The organism is Citrobacter sp. GW821-FHT07H02, from assembly GCF_059418505.1.
Genome location: NZ_JBWKPZ010000001.1, coordinates 1 through 12,353, shown reverse-complemented (window position 1 = coordinate 12,353; position 12,353 = coordinate 1). Strand labels below are relative to the sequence as shown.

Annotated in this window: 11 protein-coding genes and 1 pseudogene; 3 read left to right on the top strand and 9 right to left on the bottom strand. The window is 50.8% G+C overall.

Translation table 11 applies throughout. The features are described 5' to 3' along the window. Positions 1–10: 10 nt before the first annotated feature. From adrA to iraP, 4 genes are all read right to left on the bottom strand, one after another. Positions 11–1,126, bottom strand: a complete 1,116-nt coding sequence (gene adrA, locus AC07NP_RS00060; RefSeq protein WP_203358712.1) for a diguanylate cyclase AdrA — start codon at positions 1,124–1,126, stop codon at positions 11–13. A gap of 111 nt (positions 1,127–1,237) precedes the next feature. Further along, positions 1,238–1,558, bottom strand: coding sequence for a phosphate starvation-inducible protein PsiF (gene psiF / locus AC07NP_RS00055; protein ID WP_192611324.1), 321 nt, complete (start codon positions 1,556–1,558; stop codon positions 1,238–1,240). Positions 1,559–1,710: 152 nt separating this feature from the next. Beyond that, on the bottom strand, positions 1,711–3,126 hold the full coding sequence (gene phoA / locus AC07NP_RS00050) for an alkaline phosphatase (RefSeq protein WP_494659199.1): 1,416 nt from the start codon (positions 3,124–3,126) through the stop codon (positions 1,711–1,713). Between the two features lie 149 nt (positions 3,127–3,275). Further along, positions 3,276–3,536: an anti-adapter protein IraP gene (gene iraP / locus AC07NP_RS00045; protein WP_494659198.1), complete on the bottom strand. Its 261-nt coding sequence runs from the start codon at positions 3,534–3,536 to the stop codon at positions 3,276–3,278. A gap of 599 nt (positions 3,537–4,135) precedes the next feature. On the opposite strand from iraP, the gene ddlA reads away from it, so the two are divergent. Next, positions 4,136–5,230, top strand: a complete 1,095-nt coding sequence (ddlA, locus tag AC07NP_RS00040; protein WP_494659197.1) for a D-alanine--D-alanine ligase — start codon at positions 4,136–4,138, stop codon at positions 5,228–5,230. A 76-nt stretch (positions 5,231–5,306) separates the two neighbouring features. Here the strand turns inward: ddlA and AC07NP_RS00035 are convergent, their stop codons facing one another. Beyond that, the gene (locus tag AC07NP_RS00035) at positions 5,307–5,522 is read right to left on the bottom strand and encodes a DUF2754 family protein (RefSeq protein WP_494659196.1); all 216 of its coding nucleotides are present in this window, start codon (positions 5,520–5,522) and stop codon (positions 5,307–5,309) included. 260 nt (positions 5,523–5,782) lie between these two features. Between AC07NP_RS00035 and AC07NP_RS00030 the strand changes: the two genes are divergently transcribed. Further along, positions 5,783–6,091 carry a YaiY family protein gene (locus tag AC07NP_RS00030; protein ID WP_276292630.1) on the top strand — a complete coding sequence of 103 codons (309 nt, stop codon included), beginning with the start codon at positions 5,783–5,785 and terminating at the stop codon, positions 6,089–6,091. A gap of 25 nt (positions 6,092–6,116) precedes the next feature. On the opposite strand, the gene AC07NP_RS00025 is transcribed toward AC07NP_RS00030, so the two are convergent. Together AC07NP_RS00025 and sbmA are read right to left on the bottom strand one after the other, a co-directional pair. Further along, a complete protein-coding gene (locus tag AC07NP_RS00025; protein WP_494659195.1) occupies positions 6,117–7,220 on the bottom strand; it encodes a DUF1615 domain-containing protein in 1,104 nt (367 codons plus the stop codon). A 14-nt stretch (positions 7,221–7,234) separates the two neighbouring features. Beyond that, positions 7,235–8,455, bottom strand: a complete 1,221-nt coding sequence (sbmA, locus tag AC07NP_RS00020) for a peptide antibiotic transporter SbmA (RefSeq protein WP_162380116.1) — start codon at positions 8,453–8,455, stop codon at positions 7,235–7,237. A 425-nt stretch (positions 8,456–8,880) separates the two neighbouring features. On the opposite strand from sbmA, the gene ampH reads away from it, so the two are divergent. Then, positions 8,881–10,038, top strand: coding sequence for a D-alanyl-D-alanine-carboxypeptidase/endopeptidase AmpH (gene ampH / locus AC07NP_RS00015; RefSeq protein ID WP_203358719.1), 1,158 nt, complete (start codon positions 8,881–8,883; stop codon positions 10,036–10,038). 1 nt (position 10,039) lies between these two features. Here the strand turns inward: ampH and iprA are convergent, their stop codons facing one another. Both iprA and AC07NP_RS00005 read right to left on the bottom strand, forming a co-directional pair. Further along, positions 10,040–10,663, bottom strand: a complete 624-nt coding sequence (iprA, locus tag AC07NP_RS00010) for a hydrogen peroxide resistance inhibitor IprA (RefSeq protein WP_494659194.1) — start codon at positions 10,661–10,663, stop codon at positions 10,040–10,042. Positions 10,664–10,752: 89 nt separating this feature from the next. Further along, positions 10,753–12,279: pseudogene (locus AC07NP_RS00005) on the bottom strand (autotransporter outer membrane beta-barrel domain-containing protein); the annotation flags it as partial. Between the last annotated feature and the right edge of the window lie 74 nt (positions 12,280–12,353).

The following is a 12,353-nucleotide window of genomic DNA, read 5'->3' as shown; positions in this document are numbered from 1 at the left end:
TCGCTGGACGTCAGGCCGCCACTTCGGTGCGGTTACGTCCGGCGTTCTTTGCTTTGTAAAGCGCGATATCTGCGGATTTCAACCATTCACGATAGTGTCCGAGTTGTGAGGTCAATGGCGCAATCCCCACGCTAATACGTAACGTTACCTGCGGTGCGCAAGGTAAACGCAATGCGCTTAGCCTTTCGTGTACCCGCGTCATCGCGGCAATGGCGTTTTCCGCAGGGGTTCCGCACATGATGACCGCAAACTCATCGCCACCAAAGCGACCAATAACATCGCTGCCGCGCAGGGTCATCTGCAGTTGTCGCGTCAGAGCAACAATCGCTTCATCGCCGACATCGTGACCCCAGGTGTCATTGATGCTCTTAAAGTGGTCGATATCGATGATCAGCAGCGTGGCATCACGGTTATAGCGGCGACAATTATCGAATTCGTTGCGTAATAAAATTTCCCAATGACGCCGATTATAGACGCCCGTCATGCCATCCCGTGTACTCATCACCTGCAACCGGCGCTTATGCTCCGCCAGTTTCGTCGCCGTCTGGTAACTGACCCAGGCAAACAATAACGGGTACATCACAATCACAGGCAGGCAGAGCCACCATTCCAGCTGCGCGCTGGCAAAAGCCACAGTGATACCGGTTAGCTGCAATGTCACCAGGCTAGAAACAATCATTAGTACGATCCCGGCGACAAACAGCCGCACACCGCCAGCCCCCATCAGATTCATACACATCATCATCAGTAATGCCGTCGAGGGGAGGATATTGACGCCCATCACGCCGACCCAAACCCCCGCAAGAATCGCGTCAGCTTTTAAGTTGTATATTTCACGGCTTAAAGGATCGATGGCTTTGCTTGCCAGTTGCCATGCCAGATGCGGCCAGACAAAAGCCCAACCCACCAAAAATAGCCACCACCCGCCCGCGACAGACTGATCAACCAGTGCGGCAGATATGGGGAAGAACATCCATCCCAGTCCTACTGCTCGCGGCAGCCGGACTCGCCGGGCGAAGCGTAACCCGGAACGCTGGTGGTCATTGGGAGGCGGTATGGCGGGCTCTCCACCCGGTGCTACCGTTTTTTTGTAAAAGCTTTCATCATTCATAATTTTTGGGAACATTCTGAAACAATTTTCCCAAATTATAGAGACGAAGCTAGCGGAGAAAGTATGATATTTCGGGTGAGCGATTTTCTCCTCTCACCCGTTAGCACTACAGCTTAGCGTAGGGCACTAGGCCGCTTTTTTCAGGCAGGCACTCATAAACTTGTTGCGATCGTCCCCTTTCAGAGATTGTTCTGTCGCCTGGACATTACACTCACGCATTTTCTGCTGCTGGGGAGTCAGACTTTTCTCACCTGGCGCAGACGTGCTGTTCTTCAGGCAATCACTCATATAGGTTTTACGGGCATCCCCTTTCAGTGCTTCTGCTGTCGCCTGCTGGTTGCAGGTCGTCATACGCTGTTGTTGCGGCGTTAAGGTTTTCTCGGCAGCGCCGACGGTCGTTAAAAACACCAAACCAAAAAGCAGGGCAACCAGTAATGTTATTTTCATAGCACCATCCTTTTGTGGGTATTCACACACCTAATCCTTCAGGAAACTCGAATTATTTAACCTCTATAATCTGAAGGATTTCGTGCCATTAAGTCTGGCTGCTTACGACGAAATTACCACCCGACGGTAAAAAAATTACCGTCGGGTGCCGTTTACTTCAGGCCCAGGGCTGCTTTCATGGTGTAAAACAGATCGGTTTGGTCCGTCAGCCCCACCACATTGGCGGCATGTGGTCCGTAGGCGGCAATACGCAACTGGCTGCCGGTATGTTCCTGAGATTCTTCTTCTGAGTTTCCGTAACTTATCACCATCACCGCGCCGTCTTTGGTGTTCAGCGCCTGCGTCAGGCCTGGCGCTTTCGTATCCGGTGCAACAATCTGGCTGGCGTGAGCATGGTCGGCGGTCACCACCACCAGCGTGTTGCCATCCTTCTTCGCAAATTCCAGCGCACGCTGCACGGCTTCATCGAGATCGACCGTCTCGCCAATCTGTCCACACGGGTTAGCCGCATGATCCTGTTTGTCGATAGAGGCCCCTTCAACTTGCAGGAAGAACCCCTTCTCATTTTTGCTCAGCAGTTCGATCGCTTTGTCGGTCATCTGCGCCAGCGTTGGCACGCTGCCGTTACGCTTCACATTTGGCGTACAGGTCACTGCCGGTTTATCAATATTGCCATGGTATGACGCTTTCGGACCTTCCCAGCGCACGGGCATGTTGCCATCGGAGAATAAGCCCAGTAGCGGTTTATCCTGATTGGCTTCGCGAACATCGGCCAGCGTCGCGGCATCACTGACGAGCTGGTAACCGCGTGCCTGCGCCTGTTCACGCAGCGTTTTTCCCTGCCATTCGCCTGCCTTCGCCGTTTCAGTAAAGGTTTTTGCGCCGCCGCCAAGCGTGACATCCGCGCGTGCATTCAGTAATTGTTCAGTGATGGAGCCTTTGCCGCCCTTTTCCAGGGCATTTGTCGGGCATTTTTCGCTGGTGATGTCAGGGCCGTAGCATTTTCGGGAGGTCACATGTGCCACCAGCGCCGCCGGTGTCGCATCCTGTAATTCCGCCGTTGAGACATTCCCGGTTGCCAGTCCCGCCGCTTTTGCCATTTCCAGAAGGGTCGTGTGATCTTTTTCGTGGATATCGACGCCCAGCGCGCCGTTATAGGTTTTTACGCCCGTCGTCCAGGCCGTAGCGGAGGCCGCAGAGTCCGTCACATAATCGGGTTTGCCGGTTTTTTTATCCAGCGCATAGTGGGTGTACTGCCCTGTCAGAGGTAACGCATCAATGCCTTTAAAAAAACCACCCGCCCCTTCGGCATAATTTCGCGCGGCGGTTATTTCCGAGTCCCCCATACCATCGCCAATCAGCAATATGATATTTTTAGCGGGTTTATTACTGAGTGAATCCCGCAGAGCAGCGGTTTGATCGGCCGCTAAACGGCGCGCACCGCCTGGGGTCGTAATATCCCCCTGGGCCGCACGATTCTCCAGCACGGCCACGGATGAAGACCCGGCATACGTGACGGGGATAAAAAACAGAGAGACCAGGGCAATAGCAATAGCGCTTTGTTTCACTTTATTTTCTCCATGTATAAATACATAAAATATGCTCTTAATAATTCAAATTGCAGTAGATGAAATTTGATGTATGACAAGCATAAAAACAAAGCGACTATAGGTATCTGATATGACAGCAATATGACAGTTATTGACCCTGAATACAATCAGCTACGAGGATGCCTCAATAACTTCTTTACGTACTGGCGCAGCAATTCCGTATCGTTATCCGGAACGCTGGCATCCGGCTTTACGCCGTCAAGTGCGCCCTCTATCTGGTGAATCAGCCTTTGCTGCTCAACCTGCGCCATATTACGTAGCATTGCGGTGACAATAATCTCTAACGCCTCTACCTGAGCCACCAGTTCTTTCGACTCTTCTTCTTTTTGGGCGAGTTTAAGCAACAACTCTGAAATGAGGTTTTTCATAAACGTATTTCCTTATCCGAAGTAGGCAGACGGTATCATTATGATTCATCACTGCCTAGAGGATGAAAGTAGTATTTTTATGATTAAGGAAAGACTTTGTGTTAATAATCACATTGAATTAATCATCGAAACGTTTCTCAGGCCAGAATAATTTCATAATAAGAAAGCCTGAAACTCAATAGTCACGCAGCACCATAATATAAAGTTATGATAAACCCGCCTGATTTCACTTAAGTTGAAGAACAATAATAAGTGTTGATGTTGACAGGCATTATTGTCGAGGCTGTTAAGGCACGAACAGCGCGGAACAATCTGTGCGTCTAAAGATGAACTGTGACGTCCTCTTTGGGTCGACCTGAAGAGAGCAAAAGTGGAATCCAGCGCGCTGATGCCTACCACTGACATTTTATCTCCCCGTTCATCAGATTTGTGAAGCACATCACGCAAAGCCATGTAATTAGCAGGGAATTGTGCTTTGACCCGTGTTTGGCAGCGTTTGTGTCTCTGGCCTGTTCGAAACAATATGGCAGAAGCACGCGAAACCCTCGTTTTGTCGTGGTAATGTATACGCTTTGCGTTTCATGGAATGGGTTTTTAAGATGGCGAAATTGCGGGTAGGGATCGTATTTGGTGGTAAATCAGCGGAACATGAAGTGTCTTTGCAATCGGCAAAAAATATTGTCGATGCCATCGACAAGACCCGCTTTGATGTTGTGCTGTTAGGTATTGATAAACAAGGACAATGGCACGTTAGCGATGCCAGTGACTATCTGCTGAACGTAGACGACCCCGCTCATATTGCGCTGCGTCCTTCAGCCACAAGCGTGGCGCAGGTGCCCGGCAAACAGGAGCACCAGCTCATCGACGCGCAGAACGGCCAACCGCTGCAAACGGTTGATGTGATTTTCCCTATCGTTCATGGAACGCTGGGAGAAGACGGCTCGCTACAGGGCATGCTTCGTGTGGCAAATTTACCGTTCGTCGGTTCTGATGTGCTCGGCTCTGCGGCCTGTATGGACAAAGAAGTCACTAAGCGCCTGCTGCGCGATGCCGGGTTGAATATTGCCCCCTTTATGACGCTCACTCGCACCAACCGCAATACGGTTAGTTTTGCAGAGGTAGAAGCGCGTCTCGGCCTGCCGCTATTTGTTAAACCGGCGAACCAGGGCTCCTCGGTTGGCGTCAGCAAAGTCACCAACGAAGCGCAGTATCACCAGGCCGTGGCACTGGCGTTTGAATTTGATCATAAAGTGGTGGTTGAGCAAGGCATCAATGGTCGCGAGATCGAATGTGCCGTTCTCGGTAACGATCATCCGCAAGCCAGTACCTGCGGCGAGATTGTCCTGAACAGCGATTTTTACGCCTACGACACCAAGTACATTGACGATAACGGCGCTAAAGTGGTGATCCCTGCGGCGATCACCTCAGAAGTGAACGAAAAGATCCGTGAGATCGCCGTTCAGGCGTATCAAACACTGGGCTGTGCAGGTATGGCGCGCGTCGATGTTTTCTTAACACCAGACAATGAAGTGGTGATCAACGAGATCAACACGCTGCCTGGGTTTACCAATATCAGCATGTATCCGAAACTGTGGCAGGCAAGCGGTTTGGGTTATACCGATTTGATCAGCCGTTTGATCGAGCTGGCGCTGGAACGCCACGCGGCTAACAATGCGCTGAAAACCAGTATGTAAACGAAGAGTCGTCATGCGTCGAACAGCATCTCTGCCACCCGACGTTTTGACGCAAATAAAGCCCGATAACTGCACGTTATCGGGTATCTTCCGCTTCATCTTCCACGCGGCGGCGAATAATCAGCCCAGCGAGCCAAAAACTAATCACCCATGTGACCAGCCCTACCGCATAGGTTTGCCACCCTTTGGCTTCAAAACCCAATAACCCCACCACCCCATTCAGAATGAAGATAAGCCCAATGGCAAAAGCATAGTAGTGCCAGTCACGGCGAATTTTTACAGGCAAGTTCATGACAGCTCCGGGGACAGGGCGTAAAAGAACATCCTCGCACATTTACGCCTGACGGTCTGTGGCAGACGCGGAATTTCTGAAATGTTACACAACTTAACGCAAAGATCGTATTTTGTGACAACGAACAGAAATCTGCAATCCAGGAGTAATCCCTGGGCGAAATTACCATCATTCTGATATTGACAAATCTGATGACCTGCCAGAATTACTGCGAGCCACTGGTATGACGCCAGAGTAGCAGAATTCCCCCGGAGGTCTTTATGGCTGATTTCACTCTCTCAAAATCCTTGTTTGGCGGGAAGAAGCGGGATACTACCTCCACTTCCGGTAACATCGCTTACGCCGTATTTGTGCTGTTTTGCTTTTGGGCAGGGGCGCAGATTTTAAATCTGCTGGTTCACGCGCCGGGCGTCTATGAACATTTAATGCAGGTTCAGGAAACCGGACGACCTCGTGTTGAGATCGGCTTAGGCGTCGGCACCCTTTTTGGTCTGGTGCCGTTCCTCGCGGGATGCTTGATTTTCGGTGTGATTGCCGCGTTCCTACGCTGGCGCCAGCGTCATCAATAACCCCGGAATCAACAGACTCCGGGACTTATCCGGCCGGAGAATTCATACAGCGAGCCCGACGTTCGTCTACCCGTTTTGCAAACCATGCGGTGGTCAGATTACGCGTGATCTTCGGGCTTTCCAGTTGAATCCCCGGCAACATCTCTCTCGGTAGCGCTTTGCCTGCTTTGGTTTCTGCCAGCGTATACACCTTCTCGTACAGCGCCGTCTTTTCGAATGCCAGACTGTCACCTTTCTCCAGTTGACGACGAATTTCGCTCTCACTCATTCCCAGTGTGTTTGCCAGTTTGCGTATCGCCAGCTCCGTTTTGCCCGGTTCTTTGCTGTCATAACGGATCAGATCGCCATCAAGGGCCAGTTTCACACCGCTGGCTTTGGCCACCGCATTCTGGAAAGCCGCATTACGACTGGCGTACCAACCGGCATTAAAATCGGCGAAACGGAAAATGGGCGCAGTGTAATTCGCGGGATAATTCAGCAGATGGTACGTACCAAACCACAATCCGCCCCGACGGGAGAAGACCTCCTGGCGCACCGTGCCTTCCATTTTCCACGGATAGCCTTTGGTATGCTGCTCGGCAAACGCGATGCTAACCTGCATTGGGCCGCCCGTGTGAACCGGATTAAGCGAACCGAACAGCGTCTGCCCCATGGGCACCATATTAATAAAATCATCAAAAATGGCGCTGAGCTGTTTCTCCGTTTTCACCGAATCCAGACGTTCGCTGTAGCTCTTCCCTGTCGGGGAGTTGATTTTCAACGCCGTATGGACCAGGAAAACAGGGATGTGCATACGCTCGGCACGTTTGTCGATCTCCTGCCAGGCAATCTTACTCAGGCCTGGCACGGCGGGGTCAGCCTGATAATTTGACTCTTGCTGCGCCACCGCCAGCACCGAACAGACATTTTCGACCGTCGGCGCCAGCCCCTGACTCTCAAAAGTCTTTGCCAGATCCTTCGCCCAGGCATCCCGGTCTTTCACACTTGCCGGCATTTTCTGGCGCACCACGCTTGCCACATCCACGGGCTTTTCACCCTTTTTTAAGGGCTGCGGGGGTTGGGTACTACAACCTGCCAACACCAGCACAGCCAGTAATGATAAGGGGTAAAGACGGGATACCGCCGGCATAACGTTTCCTTTTGTTAGCTAAATGTGTTGGTCACTTCCTGAATTTCTTGTCCATCCAGTTCACGTTCAAAGCTGCGTAAACGTTTATAGATAGACATCAGCTCAACCAGCGTGGTCCAGGAATTGATCAGATACTGGAAGGAGCCGCGCACCTGACCAAAAACGTTGGTGATTTGCGTCATCAGACCCAACGTAATGGTACCCGCAACAATCGACGGAAACAGCAGGAACAGACCGAAAACATTATCCACTTGCAAATAGAGAATGCGGGCAATGTTGAAGTACATATAGTGGAAATAGAGACGGAAATAGTTCTGGCGCACCGCACTGAACAATTCCCGTATGGTAGGCGGCGTAGCGCGACTGCCGTCATCTTCGCCGTAAACCAGTTCTTTACGGTAAGCTGCTTCAACGCGCTGGTTTTTAAATTCCAGCCCCGGCAGTTTGATCCCCACCACGGCCAGTAATCCTGTACCCATCAGCGACCAGACGATCGCGGCAATCACCAGACCGTAAGGAATGTGCCCGACCACCGGCAGTTCCGGCACATGCGCGGAAAGCGTGACCAGCACCGGCAAAAAGGCGATCAACGTCATGATCGCATTAATGAAACTCACGCCCATATCTTCGAGGGTTGACGCAAAACGCATGGTGTCTTCCTGCACACGCTGTGCGGCGCCTTCAATGTGACGCAGGTGCTGCCAGTGCGCCATGTAATGTTCGTTCATGGCAGTACGCCAGCGGAACACATAGTGGCTCACAAAGAAATTATTCATCACGCCAATGACCACAGCGATCAGCGCAATACCAAGAAATACGCCCACTTCATGATAGAACTGCCCGATGGTCACTTTATGCGGCGAACTTAATGCCGTCTGGATCAAGTCATAGAATGGGGCATACCAGGCGTTGACGGCGACCCCCACTTCAACCAGAAACCAGGTGACGAAGATAATCAACGACGTGCCAAGAATTGACCAGTACTGCCAGCGGTGCGGGCTATAGATAAACCAGAACAGTGCAAACAGCCCCACGCAAATAATGTAGTAAGCGTAAAAAACCAGGTAGTCCAGCGACCAGAATCGTGCGGCGCTGATGGGAATATTACCGGACGCGCCTGTGATATGCGCAACCCAGGCTCCCCCACCCGCTTGCCAGAAGATGACAGCAACCAACGCCCAAATAAATGCCGAGATAAAAAACGGCCCTGGCTTGGGGAAAAAAGACTTAAACATGATGCTCTCCTGCTAACTTCTTATCGTTATGACGACTGCTGTTTATTTTTGCGCCACACACGGCGGTAATGCAGATCTTCGCCCACGAAAAACGAGACGGAACCGACCATTGTGACCAGGATCATGGCGCTTAGTTCGCTTTCCAGACTTCAGGAATTGTTTCGACGGGTTTCACAAAAACGAAATTCTTCGGCGTCCCGAGGTTACCACAAGCGTGGGATCACAAAAGCGAACTTTCACTCTCAAGAAAAAAAGCCCCATTTACTCGCCGTTACGTTTTTCCCACTATCATTGCTCTATTTAGCGCTTTGCAGGCGCCGCTGAGTAGTATATACAACAAATCGTTCAGGTCGCGTCGAGGCGGTCTGAAAGAAGAAGTGTGTAAACTCGCATTGTTCTCTTCAATTAACTTATGGACACCACCGTTGAAACGTAGTCTGCTTTTTTCTGCCGCGCTGTGTGCGGCGTCATTGACACCTGTCCACGCGGCCCAACCTGGCCTCGATCCGGTTTTTGCTTCCGATATCGTCGATCGTTACGCCGAACATATTTATTACGGCAGCGGCGCCACGGGAATGGCGCTGGTTGTGATAGATGGAAATCAACGTGTGTTCCGTAGTTTTGGTGAAACACGACCAGGAAATAACGTCCATCCGCAGTTAGATTCGGTCATTCGTATTGCGTCACTCACCAAATTGATGACCAGTGAAATGCTGGTGAAATTGCTCGATCAGGGTACGGTGAATCTGCACGATCCGTTGAGTAAGTATGCGCCCCCTGGCGCACGCGTTCCGACATATCAGGGAGCGCCGATTACGCTGGTGAATCTGGCGACCCATACCAGTGCATTGCCGCGTGAACAACCCGGCGGTGCGGCGCATCGTCCGGTGTTTGTCTGGCCAACCCGTGAACAGCGCTGGAGCTATCTCTCTACCGCAACATTAAAAGCAGCGCCGGGTTCACAGGCCTCATATTCTAATCTGGCGTTCGACCTGCTGGCCGACGCGCTGGCAACGGCCTCAGGCAAGCCTTATACCCAGATTTTTGAAGAGCAGATCACCCGTCCGCTCGGGATGAAAGATACGACGTTTACCCCCTCGCCCGATCAGTGCAAACGCCTGATGGTCGCAGAGAAAGGCGCCAGCCCCTGTAATAACACGTTAGCGGCCGTTGGCAGCGGCGGCGTGTACTCAACGCCAGGGGATATGATGCGCTGGATGCAGCAGTATCTCTCCTCTGATTTTTATCACCGCAGCAACCAGGCTGACCGCATGCAGACACTCATCTATCAGCGTGCGCAGTTGAGGAAAGTGATTGGCATGGACGTCCCTGGCAGAGCTGATGCTCTGGGGCTGGGTTGGGTTTACATGGCACCGAAGAATGGGCGTCCGGGGATCATTCAGAAAACAGGCGGCGGTGGCGGTTTTATTACCTATATGGCCATGATCCCACAACAGAACGTTGGTGCGTTTGTCGTGGTGACACGTTCTCCGCTGACCCGGTTTACCAGTATGAGCGACGGTCTCAACGATCTGGTCACGGAATTGAGCGGCAATAAACCCCGGGTGGTTCCTGCATCCTGAGTTAGTACTCTGAAGGCAAACGGGTGATACCAACCAGTTTGCCTTTATTCATTACGATGTAACCGCCCTTACGCAAAGCAGCAAGCACTTCGGCAACAACAGAGCGTGAAATTCGCGTTCTCTGGTGAATATAATTCATAACACCAATACGAAAACGCAGCTCATCATCCCACTCATTCATTGAGATCAATGTGGCCCGGATTTGTTCGTAGGAGTTATGACCAATCAACTGTAAATCACGCAATTCCATAATGCGGTTTTTCCATGCCAGCCAGCAAAATGCCTCACGCCACAGATTATTTTTTTCAATTATTTTTATCGTTTGAGACGAAGGAAGATGATACCCAGCGCAGCTACCTTCCGTTATTAATTTATACTGCATATCATTTTTCATAACACCATCAGATAACCCAATGATAAAGGGGGCCTGAGCAATACCTACAAGTATATGTTCTCCTCTCCATAAAGAAATGGCGCCACTTAAGATAACAAACGTATTGTCCTTATGATTATCATTAGAAAAAACAGTCTGTTTTTCGTTACACAACTCGAAGCGAGTGCCATATTTAGACAAACATTGATCGAGTTTACCAAATTCATTAACTGGTTTACTCAACGATAGCATTTTTCGTCCTATGCAATAATGCCCGTCAAATCCTTGACGGGCATTTCTTAGATTAAATAATTTTTAGTAACTTTCTCAGAGAGAAATAATTACCAGGTATATTTAACACCCACGTTTGCCGCCCAATCTTGATCTACGTCGCCGCCACCGAGATAGTTAGCATCGGTATAGGCGCTGAAGTTCTTGGTAAAGCTAAATTGTGTACCCAGGCCAACACGTACCGCTGAACCTTCGGTGCCGTTGTCGATAGAGTCACCGTTTACGTCAGCATCGTTGTTGGCGTCGTCGTAAACGTAAGCCAGTTTGAAGTACGGAGTCAGAGCCTGATCCTGGCTGTAAGTGAAGGTATAACCGGTATCAATACCCAGTTCATAACGCATGCTGTCGTATGACTGACCGTCAACTTTCATGTCGTTGCTCAGCTGGTAGTCATCACCAGACTGGAACAAGCCGGATACGCTACCGTACGGAGTGACATAACCTGCATCACCCACTTTCCAGTCGTAACCCAGTTTCAGACCGAAGCCCCAGGCATCAGAGTTGGTGCTGCCGTCAACGTAAGTACCGTCGCTCATGGATGCAGACAGATCGTTGTTGAAGTGAGAATAACTCAGGTTGCCATCAACAAAAATGTCGTTCGCGAAGTGGGCAGAAGAGTAGATGTAGGCAGTCTGGCTGTCTTGATCCACCTGACCCGTACGGTCACTCATGTCACCTTTCGCAAAGCCTGCTGCCGCACCCACAATCCACTTAGCGTTGTTACCGTCAACTTTGGTATCAACACCCACCATGATGCCGTTGACATCCTGATCGTAGCTAATGGTGTCGTTGTCGCCGTTGAAGTTACCACCGAAGTAACTTACCCAAGCACCACCATTATCTGTCAGTCCATGACGAGAGTTGCTCAGACGCGTACCTACGGTATCCTGCTCCAGATTCCAGATATTGCTGTTAGCAGACGGAATGCTCAGCGCCATGTTCGCGTAGTCGGTCAACTCCATCTGTTGCATCACAACAGTATTGCCTTTCTGCTCAGCCTGGTAAGTGTAAGCACCCAGATCGGCTTTGTTTGCCGCAGAGAAGGTCGCAGTGCTGTTCTTGTCATTCACATAGATCAGCTCTTTGCCGTTGTAGTCAGCAATGGAGCCAGCACCTGTTGCGTTGTCGATACGGACTTTGTAGTTACCGGTTGCAGCTGCTACATGATCGCCTGCGTTATCCACTTCAGACTGATCAGCAGAACTGTCTGCATCGCCGTTGCCATTAATGGTCAGATGACCATCAGAGTTCATCGCAACAACACCGTAACCGTAGTTAGACTTCGTGGTGTCATTGGTGCGGTCGTTGGTCAGGTCGGCATCCAGCACATAATCACTGCTATGAATGTCGAAAACACCGGCATGGATATTACCGCCAGTATCAGTCGTGCTGGTCAGATTCAATACATCTGTACTGAACGGATTGGCATCATACTGATCAACATTGACATCCAGCAGACCGCCATTGGTCACGGTGATGGTGTTAGCATACAGCGCCGCATCAGCTTCATTCCAACCAGCAGAGACATCGTCAGCCAAAGATACGGTACTGTTGTCGATAGTCAGAGTGTCAGTTGAAGTGGTTTACTGAATTTGGCCACCTGAACAGAGGTGATATGCTCACCTCAGAACAACACAGGTGCACCAATGAA

Excerpts from the sequence above, each read along its gene's own strand:
- psiF (WP_192611324.1), bottom strand. The coding sequence starts at position 1,558 with ATGAAAATAACATTACTGGTTGCCCTGCTTTTTGGTTTGGTGTTTTTA.
- AC07NP_RS00025 (WP_494659195.1), bottom strand. The coding sequence starts at position 7,220 with ATGCCGGCGGTATCCCGTCTTTACCCCTTATCATTACTGGCTGTGCTG.
- adrA (WP_203358712.1), bottom strand. The coding sequence starts at position 1,126 with ATGTTCCCAAAAATTATGAATGATGAAAGCTTTTACAAAAAAACGGTA.
- AC07NP_RS00030 (WP_276292630.1), top strand. The coding sequence starts at position 5,783 with ATGGCTGATTTCACTCTCTCAAAATCCTTGTTTGGCGGGAAGAAGCGG.
- sbmA (WP_162380116.1), bottom strand. The coding sequence starts at position 8,455 with ATGTTTAAGTCTTTTTTCCCCAAGCCAGGGCCGTTTTTTATCTCGGCA.
- iraP (WP_494659198.1), bottom strand. The coding sequence starts at position 3,536 with ATGAAAAACCTCATTTCAGAGTTGTTGCTTAAACTCGCCCAAAAAGAA.
- AC07NP_RS00035 (WP_494659196.1), bottom strand. The coding sequence starts at position 5,522 with ATGAACTTGCCTGTAAAAATTCGCCGTGACTGGCACTACTATGCTTTT.
- iprA (WP_494659194.1), bottom strand. The coding sequence starts at position 10,663 with ATGCTATCGTTGAGTAAACCAGTTAATGAATTTGGTAAACTCGATCAA.
- ddlA (WP_494659197.1), top strand. The coding sequence starts at position 4,136 with ATGGCGAAATTGCGGGTAGGGATCGTATTTGGTGGTAAATCAGCGGAA.